The sequence below is a fragment of the Cyclobacterium roseum genome (assembly GCF_010119225.1).
Lineage (GTDB): Bacteria > Bacteroidota > Bacteroidia > Cytophagales > Cyclobacteriaceae > Cyclobacterium > Cyclobacterium roseum.
The window spans coordinates 133066-152948 of record NZ_WNKF01000002.1; the positions used below are offsets into that span (position 1 = coordinate 133066).

Genomic DNA, 19883 nt, shown 5'->3' on the forward strand with positions numbered 1-19883 from the left:
CCTGTAAAATTCGGCTTCTCCTCCTCGATGGAGAATATTCGAGAAGGGCATTAAATTCCTTGAAAATAATTTGAGTGCCCATTATTTAGAAACCTCACTCACCCAAAGCCGAATACCTCCAACGCGAATTAGAAGAAGGGACATGCTCGGCCGCCACAATGGCTTCCACCTCTTGAAGGATACCGGGGTTTTCGTCGGCAACATCATTCATTTCCAGGGGATCAGTGGATAAGTCATACAAGGCCCATTCCAAATTCCCTTCGTGAATGGATAGCCGCATGGCCTTCCAATTACCCATTCTCACCGCCATCTGCCCCCCATAGGAAGGGAATTCCCAGTACAAAAAGGCATGTTCCTGCTGCATTTCACCTTTTAATGCCGGTAGGAAGCTGATCCCATCGGAATCAAAAGGAGCTTCAACCTCTGCAATTTCAGCCAAAGTAGGCATGACATCATAAAATACAGAAACGTGATCAGATTGTGTACCTGCCTTAATTTCAGCTGGCCAGGAAGCAATCATCGGCACCCGAATCCCTCCTTCATAGAGAAATCCCTTGCCATACCCTCTTTCCTCCCGAAATTTTCCGGCACTGTTAAACCAGGGAGAATCGGTTCCTCCATTAAAGGTGGGGCCGTTATCGGAAGTGAATATGATCAGGGTATTTTCATACATTCCCTGCTCTTTGAGTTGCTGCACCAAATCTCCAACCTGTTCGTCCAGGTAGCTGACCATGGCGGCATAGGTAGCTCTGGGATATTGGGTGGGAAAATATGATCGCTCCCCCAAATAAGGTTCTTCCTCTCCAAACTTATCCACATAGTGGTCTATCCAGCGTCTGGGTGCCTGCAAGGGCACATGCGGAATGGGGGTGGCCCAATACAGAAAAAAAGGTGCTTCCCGCTTTTGGGCAATAAACTCCTGGATGCGGGAAAACATCATTTCGGGGGCATAGTCCGTCAGAAAATAATCGTCATAACTGTTCGGATCATTCGGGTCCGCCCCCTCCGGTAGCTTTTTATTAGGAGGAACCGTATCGTTATCCAGATACACCCGCCGGTCATTTTCCCAAAGGTGTACCGGATACAGGGTATGGGCCTGCCGCTGGCAATTGTACCCATAGAAGTAATCAAAGCCCTGCTGATTGGGCACGCCCACTGTATGCGGGGCTCCCAGGCCCCATTTACCGACTACTGCCGTGGTATACCCGGCACTTTGTAATAAGGTCCCAATGGTGGTCGTACCCTCGGCAATAGGACGCTGCCCTTCCAGCGTGCTGTCCGCCAGCATGGCACGATAGTTCCAGACATCTCCCCGTTCTGCCCATTCATCGTTCCCTCTAACCTGTGCTCGTCCACTGTGCTGCCCTGTCAGCAACACGGCACGGGCCGGGGCGCAAACCGGAGAACCGGAATAGTGTTGGGTAAACAACATGCCGGAAGCAGCCAATGCGTCGATATGAGGCGTTTCGATCTTTTCCTGCCCGTAGCATCCCAAATCACCATATCCCAAATCGTCCGCCAAAATATAGATAATATTGGGAGGAGCGGTTGGAGGGGCTGTTTCGGAGAAACAAGCGATGGACAGACTTACAAACAAGCCACTGGCCAGGGAAATAAAGTTGATTTTCATTCTCGTTTTTCGTTCGGTACGGAAATAGGTTTTTTTTAGGCTTTCAGCGGGGAGGGATTCACCGCTAGTAATTTTTCATTGTGGACATCCAATGCCAATCCAGAAAAAACCTGTTCCTGGTTTCCAATATCTTCCCACACGCGAACCAGGTAGTTGGATTCCTTGAATATTTTTGGCCGAAACCTGCGCTCACTCACTCGTAATGAATAGAGCAGTTCCCCCGTAGCTTCATCCACTACCTGAACGATCGGACGATGACAGTTACTCAGGTCCAGTTCTGGTAGCGTCCCTATCGATGCCCTGGCGTAGTTGTCTTGTTGGCTGATCGTTACCGGCCAACCATTATACTGCCCGTTTGGATTCATTTCAGGATCCACGTATCTGGGCCAACATTCGATCCGGATATTTTTTTGAGCTTTATCAAAGGTGACCATCCCGTAACCGGTAGCCCGATCGTAAATTAAAGCTGGTTCCCTCCCGGAAACATGCGGGTTTGCGATGGCATGAACGGTCAATTTGTTTCCAAACCCATCTTCAAAATTACCGGTGTAATCCGGTCGCCCGGGCAATGGCACATGTCCTGCAGGAACTTCCGGCCACCAACGTCTGGGGAAAAGGTTATTCAACGCCGGACCGGCAAAGGCGAATCCGGCATCTCCATGTGCCTCCACTCCGTAATGCACCACCGAGGCCAGGTGTTGATCGCCGGCCACATGGAGCGCAAAGGCTTTGCGGATCAGTCGCAGGGCTTCATCCCTGCCCTTTTGTGGCCAGCCGTTTGAATCCATGTCCGTGGTGGGGGCATCGCCAGATACGTACTCGCCCGGTTTGGGAATGGGTAATTTGGGAACGATGCTATCAATAATGCTGCCTTTGGGTAGGGTGGCCACCGTACAGAAATTGGTCTGAGACAATACGGCTTTCATTTCCGCTCCCTGACTCCAATCCGAAGACCAATGCTCCAGAAATTCCAGCTGCCGCTCGCCCAGCAAGTCCGCATCCACATCATAATGCGCTTTAATATCAAATTCCGGGTTTTGAATGAAGCCATTAAGCACTTTAGCCTCTTCGGGCAACACATTCTTGGGAGCAGATTTGAATTTACGATCCTCCAGAATAGCAAAGCTAACCCCGCCATAAAGCCAATCGGTATAATAAGTGGTAATCCCTTGTTTTACCGGGCTGGGTTCATAGGGATCGGGCAAATGACCGGTCTGGGTCAGCTGCACCATATTCACCCATTCGGGGGGCATTTTATACCCGCCCTGGTCCTGGGCCACATAGCCCCATCCTTCATCGGTAGGCGCTGACTTTCCGGCTTCGCCCCAGACGTTTCCATGATACACGTCGTGGTCGTCTGGAATAAAGGCACTGGGGATGTGTCGGAAAATTTCCCGGTAGGACCAGCCGAACATATACCATTTGCGCAAGTAATCCAGGCTGGATTTTTCGAGCGGGGAAGTCTGGATACCAAAACCTCCGGTACTTTCGTAAAATTGATCGCCAAGAAAGACGGCCAGATCGGGTTGGTGTTTAGGAACATGAGTACTGACCTCCTGATCTGGAAACCCATAATCCGCATTACAGCTAAAGACGGCCATTTTCACCTTTTCTTCGGAAGAAGGTTCCCGGGCGATGCTGCCTTCGTAAAAATAGGATTGGCTCCCTGATTTCAACGGCAGGTCCAGTTTGACCCTGTAAGGAACGGCTTCTTCAGCATTCCAGTTTTCCTGCCGGAAATGCACTACCCGGCCAAGGGGATCCGGCTTGGCTTGTTGCAGGCTGGTCCATTGACCGTTTTTCTTTACCTGCAGACTTACTTCCATACCGGGTACCTGATCTACCGGTGCCAACTGGGCGGCTAATTTTAACGTGTTGCGGTGAAGGGTATAATGAGCAAAGCAGATGGGGCCAAACTCCTGAGCAAGGGCACCCACGATCTTGTCTCCGGAAATTTGCCAATCCGAAAAGGCCACAGAAGGGCTTTCGGTAGCTTCCAGGGGAAAATGGGTAATTAGGGCCAGGTTGCCTTCCCAGTTGGCGTTGGGTTGGGTATAGGTCAACATGCCCAGCAGTTTCCCATTTTCCGAATCCAAGGCTTTTAATTGGATTTCGTTTCCTTTTCCCTGCAGGTGAAGGGTCACTTCGGATTCCAGGGAGATTTCTTGAGTCCCTTTTTTTTCACCGATCACCAAATGCCCCTCTCCGTTGATGCCGGCATCCAGTCCCTGACCAAAAACCGCTGCTGAGCGGTAATCGGGGAATTTGCCCTTAGCCGCCAGGCGAAAACCCGCATAGGCTTCCGGCTGTCCTTTGGCGGCTGTATTGAGCCATTCCAATTTTACCTCTAAGGCAAATTCTCCGGGTTCGGTTCCCAGTTGATGGGTAAGGCAATGAAGTGAACGATTTTTGTCGGAGATTACGCAAACGGCACGACCATTACGAATCTCCCAGTCCTGCAGTCGGTTTCCCCAGTATTCCGGACCTACCCAGGGCATGTTGGGCCATTGCTGCCAGGCACTTTGAAAAGCAGCCTGGGCTGCATGCTTATTGGATTTTGGGGCAATCGCAAAACTGGAGGATGCGCCAACAAGTAAATGCGGGGTAATGGATCCGATTGCAATTGCTTTTACTACATGTCTTCTTTTCATGTGTTTTTAGTTTGCTTGTCAAAGGTCACATGGAATCTCGCATGCTTAATAATCATCCCTCCTTGGGTCGCTTACGTCATGCTCGATTTCATAATAATTACTCTGCCAAATTTGGGTTTATGTTGGTTTCAGATTCAGGAATGGGCCATTGATCATCGACTCCCGGCCGGAAATTTTTAGTGGTGACATACCACCTGGACTGCGGATCCAGTTTTATGGAGGTGGTGGGGTACCGTTCCGAATCCGGAAAGGGTGCTCCCCAAAAATCTCCATTTAAAACTTCATCTCCAATTTCCCAGCGCAAAATATCCCATAAACGAGTGCCTTCAAATGCCAATTCTATCCTTCGTTCCCTGCGTAGGATGTCCGGGGAAAAGGTTGGAACCTATTAACACCCGGGACCAACCTGCAAGCTTGCCCGCTGCACCACCTTCTCTCGGTTGCCCCACCATAATGTTGGCAATCCCAAGTACTTCAAGCCTCCCTAGCGAGTTGCATGAATAGTGATTCCTTATATTACGTTTTGGTATGTACCGGAGAAAAACCTAAAATTCATAAAAGAAATTAGTAGGCTTTCAGGTAAAGTTACCGTTCCGAATTGTCCACCTCACTGCCCCACCAATTATTACCAGGGTCAAAATCTCTGGATAAGAATTCCATCCGTTGTTTTTCCAAGGCTGGCATTCGGACATTTCTGACCCTGTCCAGATACTCTTGTTCCTTCGCCGGATCATACTGGGGGTCTTTTTCAGGATACAATGCGCCAACTTCCTCCAGGTAGTCAAAAAGCTGATTACTCAACTCAGCGACCAATTCCACATGATCAGCCGCCACATCATGGTTTTCTTCCAAATCCTGGTCCAGGTTGTACAATTCTTCCCGGCCATCTTCATAGTAATGGATCAGCTTCCATTCGCCCAGTCGGATAATGGACGAGGGCTCGCCCCCCTGATTCCCATAATGGGGATAATGCCAGATTAGAGGCCTTTCCTCGATCGTTCCGCCGGTAAGCAGGGGAACCAGACTGACGCCGTCGGCATGTTCTTCGGGTTTTAATTCCTCACCAATCAGTTCCAGCAGGGTGGGGTAAAAATCCGTTCCTGTCACCGGAGCATCCGAGGTTTTTCCTGCATTGTCCAGAGAAGGGGTTTTGATAAAATAAGGCTCCAAAATACCTCCTTCAAACTGATAGCCTTTGCCACCCCGTAACGGAAGATTGGAAGTGGCGAAGGCATCTCCTGCAGAAACTCCTCCATTGTCAGAAGTGAAAACTACAATCGTGTTTTCAGCCAAACCCAGTTCATCGAGCGTTTGTAACACATGGCCGACCGCATCGTCCATGGTTTCCACCAGTCCGCCGTAAACGGGGTTATCCTGCACCTGGCGGATAGGGAGAAAGTGTCCCATTTCGAATCCGGTTTCCGCAATACCGGCTTGTTCGGCCTTATCTCTGTATTTGGACCATTTTTCTTTGGTGGTCTGGATGGGAGCGTGCACCGCATAAAAGGAAAGAAAGGCGAAAAAGGGTTTATCCTTTTCCTGCCTGATAAAATTGGCTGTTTCCCGTGCCAGGCGCATGGTCAGGCTTTCTCCGTCGGGGCCGCTTTCCAGGTAGGGATTTTCCCAGGGGGCATAAAAGCCTCCCATGGGGCTCCCCTTATCCCAACCGCCTTTATTGATGTCAAAACCATGATCCTCAGGCAAAGACCCTTCTCCGCCCAGGTGCCATTTCCCGGCAAAAAACGTGGTATAGCCTGCCGCCTTCATGGCTTCCGGAAGGATCGTATATTCCAGGTCTAAATGATCCTTGTTTTCCGGGGGCAATAATTTATTAAACCTTCCGGCTTCCCGCCAGGCTTCCCCGGTTTTGGCACCTATCCAATCGGTGATTCCATGTCTTGCCGGAAATTTGCCGGACATCAGACTGGCCCGTGAGGGGCTGCAAACCTGGCAGGCCGCATAGCCATTGGTAAACATCATTCCTTCATGAGCTATTCGGTCGATGTTTGGTGTCTCATAATAATCGCTGCCCATGCAACTTAAATCGTAATAGCCCAGGTCATCTGCCAGTATAAAGAGTACATTGGGTTTTTGCTTTTCGGCCTGCTCTACCTGCTCCTGCTGACAGGAGGCCATCAGCAGGACAGTGAACAGGATCCAATTGGATTTTAATGTCATTGCTTTTTTTTATTAAAGATAGTAATTCGACTGGAATCTAAGGACCAGAAGTAGCCATAAATTCGTTACCTGATCAATAACCGGGATTTTGTTCCAGATTGGGGTTCCGATCGATCTCGTTTTGTGGAATGGGAAAAAGCACATGATAGTCAAAAGCACTTTTTCCCCTCTCATTGGCCAATTCGATAAATTTCCCATGACGGATCAAATCCTGTCGACGCAATTCTTCTGTAAAGAACTCCCAGGCCCTTTCGTCCAGTATATGGTCCCGAAGGGCTTCCTTGCTGCTGAAATCATTTAAAGAAAGCGCTGGCACTCCTGCTACTTCACGGACTTCGTTGATCAACAAAATCGCCTCCTCCGTAGGTCCTGAAATTTCATTTAAGGCTTCGGCCCTGGACAGGAGAATATCCGCATACCGTATGATAGGGAAATCGTTTCCCATATGTTGGCCTACCCCATTGGGATCCTCCCCAAACTTAAAACTTCTGGAATTGTCGGTTCCCAAGTCTATCAAATTTCCATTAACGTCTATATATTCCTTAATAATCACTTCTTTTCTCTGATCGTCCGGATGGAAGGAATTTACAAAGTCATCTAATAACTGATATTGAGCTGCATAATTTGCCCTGGGTGGATAAGCAAATTGATACGATGGGGGAGCAGCGTGTGCTAGATAGGTAGTACTTAAACCTGGAATGGGCAAATTGGGACGGATGTAAATAAACTCATCATTTTCCTCATTTTCAATATCGAAAAGGGCATCTCTGGAACCCTGATCAAATAAGGAATATTTATTAAGCTCCATCACCATTTGGGCTGTTTCAGCAGCTTCCTGCCATTTTTTATTGTTCAGGTAGAATTTGGTGAGCAAACTTAGGGCAATTCCTTTATTGGCTCTTCCATAATTTCTGGCTTCTACCGGTAATACCTGGCTTGCTGCCAGTAATTCGTCCTCAATAAAACCAACTATTTCCTCCTGGGAGGCACGGGCCGGTCTGGCTTCAATTTCCAATTCACTACTGGTAATTAGAGGAACCGGCCCGAAAATATCAAAAAGATAAACGTAGTTACTGGCCCGGATGAACCTGGCTTCAGCCAATATCTCCTGTTTCCGTTCCTCATTCATATCAATATCAGGAACCCTGTCAATGATCAAATTGGACCGATAGATGGCCGTATAATCCCTGCCCCATTGACCATCCAGAAATGGATGGGTGGCATTCCAGGTAAAATCTTCGATCAATTGGGCGCTCCTGCGTAATCCTCCTCCCCTCTGGATCAAAAGGTCGGAAGTCAATTCTGATAATAGTAAGTAATCCCTACTGCTTCTCCGCTGGTCTGAGGCATAGGCAGAGTTGAGCATAGATTCCGCATCTTCCGCCGAAAGAAAAAAGTTGCTGGGACCTAATACCGAATAAACTTCTTCTTCCAAAAGGTCGTTACATCCCTGAATTGAAATAAACAGGAACAGTACTGCAAGTATTCTTATATATTTGATTTTCATTTTTCTCAGGTTTTAAAGTTCCAAATTAACGCCAAGTGTAAACATTCTGGTAAAGGGATAGGCATTATAATCCGCCCGAACATTGGAGGTTCCAAAGGAACTTACCTCAGGGTCCATCCCCGAATAATTGGTGATGGTGATCAGGTTTTGACCGGAAATGTAGACACTGGCATTGGAAAAGTATTTACCGGATAGGTTCGGAATCCGATAATTTAACTGGATATTTCTTAACCTTACAAAAGAAGCATTCTCAATGGCTCTGCTGTTGACAGGACCTCCATAAGATACATTTACCGGCTGGGCATTCGTATTTTCATTGGTGGGGTTTTGGGGAGTCCACCTATCCGTATAGGATTCCGCCAGGCGATTTCTTCTAAAAGAAATTGGGTTTTCAGACTCCACTCGGTTGAAATTGAAAATCTGGCTTCCCTGTACGCCCTGAATAAAGAAAGATAAATCCAGGTTTCGGTACTTAAATGAATTATTCACCCCATAGGTAAAATCCGGAAAAGGTGAACCTAAGACTTCCCTGTCGGCAGGCGTTATCTGTCCATCCCCATTCACGTCCCTGTATTTCAATTCTCCCGGTTGTGCCAACGGTTGGGGGGAATTCTCGATATCGTCATTTTGTTGAAAAATACCATCTACCACGAATCCGTAATAGGAGTTTAAAGGTAACCCCTCCTGAATGATGGAAATGTTTTGTGTAAAGCCAGCACCCCCCTGCAAAATAAATGGTAGGCCTGAAATATCTAACACTTTATTTCTGATCACTGAAAAATTCAATGAGGTATTCCATGAAAAATCTCCGACAATATTTCTTGTGGAAAGGGTGAATTCAAAACCCTGATTTTCCATGCTTCCCACATTCTGCAACGAGCTGTTAAACCCCGTTGTCCTAGGAATCGGCAGGAACATCAGCAAATCATCGGTTTGTTTATAGAAATAATCCACTGCTCCGTCGATTCTTCCTGATAAAAAACTGAAATCTAATCCTAAGTTAAGCTGTTTGGTCACCTCCCATTTTAGGTTTGGGTTTTGAGCCTGAGTCGTGGATATGCCTACGAATGGATTGCCGTCAAACTGTGCCTGACCTTGTGTACCCAGCAAGATCAATGAGTTGTAATTCCCAATTTCCTGGTTACCGGTTAAGCCATAGCTAGACCTGAACTTCAACTCTGAAAACAAATCCTGATTGCTCATAAATGGCTCATCAATGATTCGCCATCCAAGGGCAAGCGATGGGAAATACCCGAATTTATTGTTTTCCCCAAAGCGGGAAGAACCATCAGCCCTAAAGGATACCGTCATCAGGTATTTATCTTTAAACGAATAATTGGCCCTACCCAAATAAGACAATAGCTGGTTTCTGAATTTATTGGTGCCTATGGCATAGGTTCCCTGAGCACCCGCATTCAGATTATTGGTAAGAAATGCATCCGAGGGATAATTTTGACCGCTTGAACTTAAGAACCTGCCTAAAAATTCTTGATAAGTATATCCGGCAAGGAAACTGATCGTATGTTCGTCGATTTCTTTGTTGTAATTGCCTGTCAATTCCAGCAAATAATTACTTCTTTCATTAGAGCGCACATTCGCCACGCCGCCATTAAACCCTCCTCTTCTGGTAGCAGTCGAAACGTAATTATCCCTTCTTGAGGTCTGCCGGTCGGAGCCCAGATTTAATTTTACTGAAAATTCGTCATTGAAATTGTATTGTCCGTAAACATTCCCGAAAGTCCGGTTTGTTTCAGCCATGTCGTATACTTCATTGGCAAAAGCAACAGGGTTTTCCAAATTGACAATCGGGGATTGAAAATAATTACCCTCGCTGTCAAAAATTTTCATGGTAGGATCCTGATAAATAGCGGAATTGATTACGCCCGAATTCTCATTGATTGCCACCCCAAACGGCACAAAGTTATCTTCAATAAAACTGGTATTTAAATTCATGCCGAAAGTGAAATTTTCTCCGGAGATGTGTTCCAGGTTCATTCTTCCCGTATACCTTTTGATTCCGGAATTTAGCACTACCCCGTCCTGATCAAAATAATTCAAGGAAGCAAAATACCGGGTACTTTCATCTCCACCTGAGAAAGATAGTTGATGATTTTGAACGGCAGCTGTGCGGAATATCTCATTCTGCCAGTCCGTTCCCTGACCAATTTCACTCATCTCTGCCTGGGAAAATTCCGGTGCCTGGTTGTTTTCCGCCCTCAGATCATTTAGCAGCGCCATGTATTGCCCTGCGTCCAACATATCTATTTGATTGGCTACCTCTTGTGTACCATAGTAGCCATTATAATTGATCTTCATTTTACCTTCTTGTCCTTTCTTGGTCGTAATTAATATGACTCCATTAGCTCCCCTGGAACCATAAATAGCTGTGGCAGAAGCATCTTTCAAAATCTCTATGGATTGTATATCACTTGGATTTAGGGAATTCAAAGGGTTTCTTGGCGTAGGGTTGTTGATAACACCCGAGCTTGGGGTAGATGCCCCGTTATCTATGGGTAGCCCATCTATCACATACAAGGGCTCATTATTGGCATTTATGGAATTAGCGCCTCTTATCCTGATACTAACCCCTCCTCCAGGTTCGGCACTGGCCTGGGTTATCTGGACACCAGCAGCCCTTCCAACGATCAATTGATCTACAGAAGTCACCACTCCAGGATTGAACTCATCTTCGCCCAGGGACGATACGGACCCGGTAATATCTCTTTTTCGTTGCGTACCATAACCCACGACCACCACTTCATCCAATGAAGACTGATCTTCTGCCAGGGTAATGGAATAACTGCTTTGGTTACCAATGGTAATCCGCTGAGATTCATAGCCAATAAACGAAATAAGCAGTACCGATCCTTCCTCAGCATCCACAGTGAATTTTCCATCAATATCGGTCACGGTGCCCGTATTGGTCCCCTCTACCAATACCGTGGCCCCGGGAATGGGCTGCCCATCTTCGTCCACTACCGTACCGGTAATCTCCACAAGTTCAATGGTAATTGAAATCTCTTTTTGCTGTCCAGATGAGCTGGTTCCACCTACATAGATGGCATTATTGACCTGCCTGAACTTTAGTTTGGAAGCTTGGGCCAGCTGCACCAGAATATCGTTAACGGATCGTTTTCCGGATTTCAAAACGACCGGATCCCGGCCGCTAAGCAAATCATCCGGAAAAATGAATACGTAGTCTGTTTTGGATTCCACATTTTTAAAAACTTCGTTTAAACTCCACTCCCTATTGGCCATGCGTAGGAAGGTTTCATCGATCGGTTTGATCTGGGCTTTGGAATCATTGGCCAGCAAGGTAGTCAGAAACATACATTGCAATATACAGCCGTATAACAGGTTCTTGGATACCATCGTTATTAGGTATAGTATTTTTCTTTTCATAATTTTAAACGTTTTATTGAATTGATTTCTTTAAAGCGGGCAGGGTAAAATGTTTCATTTGGCGATGGGAATTTTATCCTGCTTTTTGTTTTTATCTCATAGGCAATCAGAATTTTATCACTACATTTTTTTCATTGATCTGGTACTCAAACCCCAGCGAAAAACTCAAGCCGGTCAAAATATCTTCCAGGCTTTCATTGTTAAATAAACCGGTGACTTTCCGATTGTCTACGGCTTTTGTTTCAAATCGCACACCGTACCAATCTTCAAGGGTTTGAAGGATTTCCCTGAAGGGTTTGCTCTGAAATCGAATCTTTCCTTCCTTCCATAATGTCATTTGGACCGGATCAAATTTTTCTTTGGTTAAACCGGAAGCCATGTTAGGCTGTTCCAAGGCCATCTCTCCCGGAAGAAGTGAAATTACCTGTGCATTTTTGGTAACATTGACTCGTCCCTCAGTTAAAGAAATTGTAACTCCTTCTGCTCGGGAATAAGCATTAAATGCGGTGCCCAGGGCAGTGGTTGCCACAGCACCCGTAGTTACGATAAATGGCTTTTCTTTATCCGGAGCTACTGAAAAAAAAGCTTCACCTTCTAGAATTATTTCCCGGTTGTTGATCCCGAAATCAGAATAAAAAGTGAGGGTGGAAAGGGAGTTGACGACCACTTCTGACTTATCTGGAAGCAGCAGCCGTAATTTTTCACCTGCCGCAGTGCTTTTCTGAATTTTCATTGGGGCAACCTCCGCTAATATGGGTTCTCCCTTCTTTGAAAATCCCAATTCATACAGAAAATAGACGGAAAACAGCAACAATAAAAACGTCGCAGCTACCTTTCCGAGTTTCAGAAATTGATGAAAAATTGCCTTCCCTTTATGAACCTTCTGGTTTTTCGATGTGGACTTGTGAATATGATCCAGTATTTGCTGTTGCTTAGAGTGACTCACTTTCGCAGGCCTCCCGAAATTCCAGTCCTTTTCAAGGAGGTTCAAAAAATGATCTTCAGAACCGGTTTTTTTCAGCCAATCCATTACCTCCCTATTTTCTTTGGCTGTGGTAAGGTTATTTAAAAATTTTATTAGTTTTTCTTTTTTCAAGGTATAATTTCATTTTAAGCATTACACCTGAAACCAACCTTTTACTTAGAAAAAGTTGAAAAAATTTAAGAAAAACTTTATTGGGAATAAAATTCCAGACTTATTTCACCAAAAGTTGAAGCTGAAAGGAACCATTTCCTCCGACCAAAGACATCTAAAAAAATGGTTATTGATCTTATTTGGGTTATTAACTACTTCAATTTTATGGACGATCCACCTCACTGCCCCACCAATTATTACCAGGGTCAAAATCTCTGGATAAGAATTCCATCCGTTGTTTTTCCAAGGCTGGCATTCGGACATTTCTGACCCTGTCCAGATACTCTTGTTCCTTCGCCGGATCATACTGGGGGTCTTTTTCAGGATACAATGCGCCAACTTCCTCCAGGTAGTCAAAAAGCTGATTACTCAACTCAGCGACCAATTCCACATGATCAGCCGCCACATCATGGTTTTCTTCCAAATCCTGGTCCAGGTTGTACAATTCTTCCCGGCCATCTTCATAGTAATGGATCAGCTTCCATTCGCCCAGTCGGATAATGGACGAGGGCTCGCCCCCCTGATTCCCATAATGGGGATAATGCCAGATTAGAGGCCTTTCCTCGATCGTTCCGCCGGTAAGCAGGGGAACCAGACTGACGCCGTCGGCATGTTCTTCGGGTTTTAATTCCTCACCAATCAGTTCCAGCAGGGTGGGGTAAAAATCCGTTCCTGTCACCGGAGCATCCGAGGTTTTTCCTGCATTGTCCAGAGAAGGGGTTTTGATAAAATAAGGCTCCAAAATACCTCCTTCAAACTGATAGCCTTTGCCACCCCGTAACGGAAGATTGGAAGTGGCGAAGGCATCTCCTGCAGAAACTCCTCCATTGTCAGAAGTGAAAACTACAATCGTGTTTTCAGCCAAACCCAGTTCATCGAGCGTTTGTAACACATGGCCGACCGCATCGTCCATGGTTTCCACCAGTCCGCCGTAAACGGGGTTATCCTGCACCTGGCGGATAGGGAGAAAGTGTCCCATTTCGAATCCGGTTTCCGCAATACCGGCTTGTTCGGCCTTATCTCTGTATTTGGACCATTTTTCTTTGGTGGTCTGGATGGGAGCGTGCACCGCATAAAAGGAAAGAAAGGCGAAAAAGGGTTTATCCTTTTCCTGCCTGATAAAATTGGCTGTTTCCCGTGCCAGGCGCATGGTCAGGCTTTCTCCGTCGGGGCCGCTTTCCAGGTAGGGATTTTCCCAGGGGGCATAAAAGCCTCCCATGGGGCTCCCCTTATCCCAACCGCCTTTATTGATGTCAAAACCATGATCCTCAGGCAAAGACCCTTCTCCGCCCAGGTGCCATTTCCCGGCAAAAAACGTGGTATAGCCTGCCGCCTTCATGGCTTCCGGAAGGATCGTATATTCCAGGTCTAAATGATCCTTGTTTTCCGGGGGCAATAATTTATTAAACCTTCCGGCTTCCCGCCAGGCTTCCCCGGTTTTGGCACCTATCCAATCGGTGATTCCATGTCTTGCCGGAAATTTGCCGGACATCAGACTGGCCCGTGAGGGGCTGCAAACCTGGCAGGCCGCATAGCCATTGGTAAACATCATTCCTTCATGAGCTATTCGGTCGATGTTTGGTGTCTCATAATAATCGCTGCCCATGCAACTTAAATCGTAATAGCCCAGGTCATCTGCCAGTATAAAGAGTACATTGGGTTTTTGCTTTTCGGCCTGCTCTACCTGCTCCTGCTGACAGGAGGCCATCAGCAGGACAGTGAACAGGATCCAATTGGATTTTAATGTCATTGCTTTTTTTTATTAAAGATAGTAATTCGACTGGAATCTAAGGACCAGAAGTAGCCATAAATTCGTTACCTGATCAATAACCGGGATTTTGTTCCAGATTGGGGTTCCGATCGATCTCGTTTTGTGGAATGGGAAAAAGCACATGATAGTCAAAAGCACTTTTTCCCCTCTCATTGGCCAATTCGATAAATTTCCCATGACGGATCAAATCTTTCGCAAGCCCCCTCCCCTTCGGATCAATAGATTGGAAGTCAATTCCGATAATAGCAAGTAATCCCTGCTGCTTCTCCGCCGGTCTGAGGCGTAAGCAGAGTTGAACATAGATAACGCACCTTCCACAGAAAGAAAAAAGTTGCTGGGTCCTAATACCGAAATAAACTCCTTCTTCCAGAACTACGCCTCCTTACAAGAAAAAAAGGAGCAGCGGTCCGTAAAGGGAGGTTTTATGAATCAATTCCCCCTTGAGGAACTTCGTGGCCAGGTAAATATGGTGTTCTACCGTCCTTTTTGACAAACATAGCCGGGTAGCTATTTCGTCGGGGCTCAAGCCATCGATCTTATTCAGAACAAAAACCTTTTGCTGGGCTTTGGGTAAATGTTTGATAAGTTCTGCGGCAGTGTCTTCTAGTTCCTTATAGGTTATTTTTTCAAAAATGTTTTCCGTGCTCACACAAAACTTTTCCGGAATATCCTCAATCGTACAGTTTTTCTTTTGGTCCCTTAATTTATTGAGCAACTGATTTTTTACCGATTGAAATAAATAGGATTTGAAATTTCTGTTTTCATCCAGCGTATTCCGTACTTCCCATATTTTGATAAAAATGACTTGTACGGTCTCCTCCGCCTCCAATTCATCACTCAGGTAATTATAGGCAAAACCGAGTAACTTGGGCAGGTACCGGTAATACAATTCATCAAAAGCCTTCATATCCCCTTGTCTAAGGGAACGTACCAACTCTTTCTCACTTTGGTTTATAAGCGGTCTCACTATCAGGGTTTACGTTAATCGATCGAAATGGTATCTGTTGCATTGACCCGAAATTTGCCGGACAAACTTCCATTAGCTTTTTTCACAGATCTCACCTCAATGATTAAATTTATAAAAAATAACTGAATTAAATAATGCTTCCTGTAAAATCTACCCCGGTCTATACGCTTTGTAGTCCGAAGAATTCAGCCCTTTGTGCCGCGGCTTGCTGCCCGGTAAAAAAGAGTAAAAGAACAAAAAGGGTCTGAACATGCATGGTTTCGGTACGTTAGCGCGGGGTTATTTTAACACAAAATAGCGGTATCCCCGTGCGGGAATGGTGACTTCCACTTTCAGGCTGTAATCGCGGGCTACGGATAGGGTCTTCGGTATTCCCCATTGGTCTTCCAGCTGCACCTGCTCGTGTAGCCCGGTATAGTATACCGGAACCCTAAGGGTTCGAGTGATTTCCTGGTTCAGGGGATTGTACAGCATAAGCAAGCCTTTTTCTTCCCCGCTTGGGTTTACGTGCAACATACCATCCCAATCGCGGCCATCCGGCCGCCGCAGGTGGATGAGGTCTGCATCCAGGACCTCCCGGTGTTTTTTATAAAAGCCCACCCATTTTTCAACCAATGCTTTGGTTTCGGGCGCATCGTACAATTGCGGACCACGGTAGCAGGCCTGCACGCCGGCGCCAAAGAGGTTGGCCAGGCGCTGCTCGTAATGCGGCAGGTGCGCTTTTAGTGGTTCGATCGTAGCTTCTTCCCCTCCCCCATGGTATTGTACCAGCGGCACAAACATCCAACCCATGGAGGGTGTCTTGGTCCAGGTCCCGTCGTATATGTTTTGGCGCTCGATGATTTCCTGCTGGGCCCGGGGCAGCGACCAATTGGTTTCGCGGTAACCCATCCCGGTTTTGTTGCTGCCTGCTAGAAAATAATAATCCGGCACGTTCAGGTAAATCCCTTTGGAACGGGCCCACTGGTAAAATTCAGCAATCCGCCGATATTGATTCCATTGGGAGTCGGCCAGTCCTTTGTGTCCGGGGTGGTCGCTTGCGGTGCACACATCTCCGGGATAGGAACCATCGTGCTCCAGAATATCCAGGCCCGTGGTGGTATACAGGTTGTACAAGGTTTCGAAATACTGCTGTCCCCATCCGCTTTCCAAACAGGGCGAGTTGCCAAACCGGGGAGTCATCCCCTCGGGCATCACCACGTCGTTTCCACCTCCGACACGGCGGCTGGCCAGCAAGGAATAACCGCCCAGGGCGATTCCCTTTGAGTGCGCGTAGTCGGCCAATTCTTTCATGCGGTCCAGGTTTTCCGGGCTCGCATCTTCCGCATTGAACCCACTCCCAAAGGTCATGATCACCATTTCAAATCCCACCTCGGCACTCTGGTCAATCGCTTTTTTCACCGCTTCAGTCTCTGCGGAACGGACATGCATCAAGATCGGATTTTCTGTCACCCAGGGTGCCAGGGAACGCATCATCCGCCGGTGCTCCAGCCCCTTTCGCTCGCGATCCCAGCTATCGTGTAGCAGCTCCCATACCCGATACGAGGAAAAAGAAGCCTCCGGGTTTAGCGCCTGCTCCGGCCCGTACTTGGGTGATACTTCGAGCAAAACGGGCATGGTGCGCTCGTAATTGACCTGGGTTTTGTACAGGGGGTCCGGTTTCCAGGCAATGCTGGAGCGCAACACGTTTTCGGAGGTCATGCCGCCGAAGTTGTAATCGGTTTCGATCGTCACATTGGGAAGCTGCCACTGCTCCCGGCTGTCGACGGTGCTTTCGGGTTCCGTCACTGCCAGGATTTCACTGGTAAAGGAATTGACCATTACCGGCTGGTCAGAGTTATTTTCAACCGTCAGCCATTTGCTAAACACCGGCAGACCATCATACAATTCGTAATGCACGTTCACGGTAATATCCAACAGGTAGCGGTAGGATGCCAGGTCGGCAGCTTTTGCATCGGGAGAAATTTCCCCCAGCATGGAAAATACTTCGATTTTGCTGCGCCCAAATTCCCCCTTTTCGGTGTGGTCCTTATCGGTGCCCGATGCATCCATTTTGCCAATGCGGACTGTTTGCGGAGCTTGCTGAATTGGTACCGCACCCACTGGCTGCCAATCTTCTTTATCATAAGACCAAGTGGCCTGTAGCTGCCCCTGTCTTAATTCCATCCGCAGCCAGACCGGTTTCCCGCTTTCCAGGCCGGGCATGCGTTGTTCCTGCTGCCCGTCGTAAAACCCGATCTCCTGGTTACCGGGACGAAGGTTGAGTTTGATCACCTTGTCGGAAAACACCAGTCCGAGGCCCGGTCCCCAACTGCTGCTCCGGTCCGTACCCGGATCAATTTTCGCCAGAAACACCCTGGCCTCCGGAAGCACAGGCTGCTCGGCATACACCGCTGTATTAGCCAAGGCCATGATTTCCCCCGCCTTACCTTCGTTGATAAAGGAATTGCGTTCATGGGCCTCCGATTCAACCCGCTGCCAATTTTCGTGCAAGATAGCAAAAGCATCCTCAAACAGGATTTTGCGGCTTTCGTCCGCGATTGATCGTTCCGAGAGCACTTGTATTGCCTCCTCGTCCAATTGGTAGCTAAAAACGAGTTCCTTTCCCGGTGCGGGCCAGGGCATGTCTTTCGGCATCCATTCGGCTCGTTTTTTCCAGGCAAAACGCTCCTTGGTGTTTTCCACGGTATGAGTCACCAGTTTGAAGGCAACCGGATTGGCTTTCATGGAAGCGATCCATTCCGGTAGCAAATAATTGTGAATGGGTTGACCGGTAAGTCCGCCTACTTCGAACCGAATTCCGTCCAACTGAATGGCTGCTTCTGGTCGCACGGAGCGCAAAAAGGACTCCCCGGTTTGCAGGTGTTCCAGTCCGATGGTCGCCCCGTTCGGCACGGTTGCGAATGTACGGCTCACCAGGCCGTTGCGCAGCACCAGGTGTCCTTCTTCGTTGGCCTGCACCCTGGCAGGCTGATTGGACCGGTTGAGGAGCCAGTCATTGCCAGCAGGCAATTGATCATTTCTTACTTCTGCGACATCCCTTTGTGCCAGGGTATTCAAGTGGATGACAAGGAAAACGTAAATCAGAACGTATATTTTCTTCATGGGTAAGCGGTTAAATGCGTTTAGGAGTTCTTTCAGCTAAAAAAGATTCCCGGGCAAACCACCACGCGCTGACTACCTATCCTAATGTACCCAAGTTCCACACTTAGAAGCTAATCGGTCCCAATGGATCATTTAAAGTCTGTTGCTGCATCGCCAGCAAGGTCAGTAACTGCTGCTTTACCCCCTGATACGTCGGATCGGCCGAGCGGTCCCTCAGTTCTTCCGGGTCTTTTTTCAGGTCAAATAACAAAATTTTATTCAATTTCGGGTAAAAAATCAATTTATATTGGTCTGTCCGTACCATCCGTTGAAGGTTAAGATAGGAACTGTAAATGTTGGGATAGGCACTTGGCGCATTCTCCTTAATATAAGGTATAAGGCTGTTAAACACGGTGGTTTCGGGTTTTTCTATCCCGGCCAGGTCCATCATGGTGGCACTGACATCCTGCAGGTAGACCTGCTGATGGTACTTTTTGCCTTTTGGAATGCCCGGACCCAGGATGGTCAATGGTGCTCTCACACTATGGTCAAACATGTTCTGTTTACCCATCAAGCCGTGGTGGCCCACCGCCAGGCCATGATCTGCAGTGAATATGATATAGGTATTTTCCATTTTTCCTGTCTCCTCCAAAGCGTCCAGTATTTTTCCAATCTGGGCATCCATATGGCTGATGATGGCGTAATATTCCTGAATATTTTTCCGAACCGAATAGGCGGTACGGGGAAAAGGAGCCAGGGCTTCATCCCGTAGATTCTCGCTAAGTCCTATGCTGTCTTTGTAAGGGTACATGTCCATATGACTGGGTGGTAAGGCAATGCTTTCAACCGGATACAGGTCCACAAATTCCTTCGGTGCCTGCCGGGGGTCATGGGGCGCATTGAAGGCCAAATACATCATAAAGGGGGATTCGCTTTTGCCCGCCTGATCCAGAAATCCGCGGGCATCGTCTGCGAGTACTTCCGACCAGTGCTTGCCACCTTTCCAGAATCCTTCAAAGCTTTGGTCCCAGGGCTGCCAGGTGGTATCTGCCTTGCTTTTGGGGCGGTCGTAGCCCTCAGGGGTTTGATTGGGCATGCCCGGTCTAACGTGTACTACATTCTGGAAAATGCTTTCAGCATCTGCTTTTACATGCCACTTTCCGGTCATATAGGTTTCGTAGCCAGCTTTTTCCAACAATTGGGGCCAAAACCTGCCTTCATCGGCCATTTGTTGGAAGTTTTTTTCCTGCTCACGGGCATCCCAGACCGAAAGGCCACTGATCATCATGGCCCGGCTGGCCACACAGACCGCACCGTTCCAGGCACCCATGTTAAAGGCATGCGTAAAAGTGGAACCATTGTTTACCAAACGGTCCAGGTTGGGTGTAAGCACCTCCGGATGTCCAAGGGCACCGATCAGGTCATAGCGTTGGTCATCCGAGAAGATAAATAGGAAATTAGGTTTTTCATCCCTGGCTTGTTGGGCCTGAGCAAGTCCGGTCAGTAACAGGGTAATCCCTAGAAAGAGAATTTTAATTTTCATATTTAGGTTATTTTT

General features: G+C 47.4%; 12 protein-coding genes. All 12 read right to left on the bottom strand.

The window, feature by feature from the left end; translation table 11 throughout:
- Positions 1-94: 94 nt before the first annotated feature.
- The 12 genes from GJQ68_RS03220 to GJQ68_RS03275 all read right to left on the bottom strand — a co-directional run bounded on the left by GJQ68_RS03220 (position 95) and on the right by GJQ68_RS03275 (position 19868).
- Positions 95-1630, bottom strand: a complete 1536-nt coding sequence (locus GJQ68_RS03220) for an arylsulfatase (RefSeq protein ID WP_162415877.1) — start codon at positions 1628-1630, stop codon at positions 95-97.
- A 35-nt stretch (positions 1631-1665) separates the two neighbouring features.
- Complete coding sequence (locus tag GJQ68_RS03225) at positions 1666-4281, bottom strand: alkaline phosphatase D family protein (protein ID WP_162415878.1); 2616 nt, start codon at positions 4279-4281, stop codon at positions 1666-1668.
- Positions 4282-4378: 97 nt separating this feature from the next.
- Positions 4379-4645: a RagB/SusD family nutrient uptake outer membrane protein gene (locus GJQ68_RS03230; protein ID WP_162416196.1), complete on the bottom strand. Its 267-nt coding sequence runs from the start codon at positions 4643-4645 to the stop codon at positions 4379-4381.
- Between the two features lie 221 nt (positions 4646-4866).
- Positions 4867-6459: a sulfatase gene (locus tag GJQ68_RS03235; RefSeq protein ID WP_235941027.1), complete on the bottom strand. Its 1593-nt coding sequence runs from the start codon at positions 6457-6459 to the stop codon at positions 4867-4869.
- A gap of 73 nt (positions 6460-6532) precedes the next feature.
- A complete protein-coding gene (locus GJQ68_RS03240) occupies positions 6533-7966 on the bottom strand; it encodes a RagB/SusD family nutrient uptake outer membrane protein (RefSeq protein ID WP_162415879.1) in 1434 nt (477 codons plus the stop codon).
- A gap of 12 nt (positions 7967-7978) precedes the next feature.
- Positions 7979-11368: a SusC/RagA family TonB-linked outer membrane protein gene (locus GJQ68_RS03245; protein WP_162415880.1), complete on the bottom strand. Its 3390-nt coding sequence runs from the start codon at positions 11366-11368 to the stop codon at positions 7979-7981.
- Between the two features lie 106 nt (positions 11369-11474).
- Complete coding sequence (locus GJQ68_RS03250; protein WP_162415881.1) at positions 11475-12464, bottom strand: FecR family protein; 990 nt, start codon at positions 12462-12464, stop codon at positions 11475-11477.
- A gap of 202 nt (positions 12465-12666) precedes the next feature.
- The gene (locus tag GJQ68_RS03255) at positions 12667-14253 is read right to left on the bottom strand and encodes a sulfatase (RefSeq protein WP_235941029.1); all 1587 of its coding nucleotides are present in this window, start codon (positions 14251-14253) and stop codon (positions 12667-12669) included.
- A gap of 73 nt (positions 14254-14326) precedes the next feature.
- Positions 14327-14461 (bottom strand): RagB/SusD family nutrient uptake outer membrane protein, encoded by a 135-nt coding sequence (locus GJQ68_RS23640; RefSeq protein WP_394351269.1) that lies wholly within the window; start codon positions 14459-14461, stop codon positions 14327-14329.
- Positions 14462-14656: 195 nt separating this feature from the next.
- Entirely contained in the window at positions 14657-15241 is a 585-nt protein-coding gene (locus tag GJQ68_RS03265) for an RNA polymerase sigma factor (RefSeq protein ID WP_235941032.1), read from the bottom strand.
- A 279-nt stretch (positions 15242-15520) separates the two neighbouring features.
- A complete protein-coding gene (locus GJQ68_RS03270; protein ID WP_162415882.1) occupies positions 15521-18346 on the bottom strand; it encodes a hypothetical protein in 2826 nt (941 codons plus the stop codon).
- 103 nt (positions 18347-18449) lie between these two features.
- Positions 18450-19868 (bottom strand): sulfatase-like hydrolase/transferase, encoded by a 1419-nt coding sequence (locus tag GJQ68_RS03275; RefSeq protein ID WP_162415883.1) that lies wholly within the window; start codon positions 19866-19868, stop codon positions 18450-18452.
- Between the last annotated feature and the right edge of the window lie 15 nt (positions 19869-19883).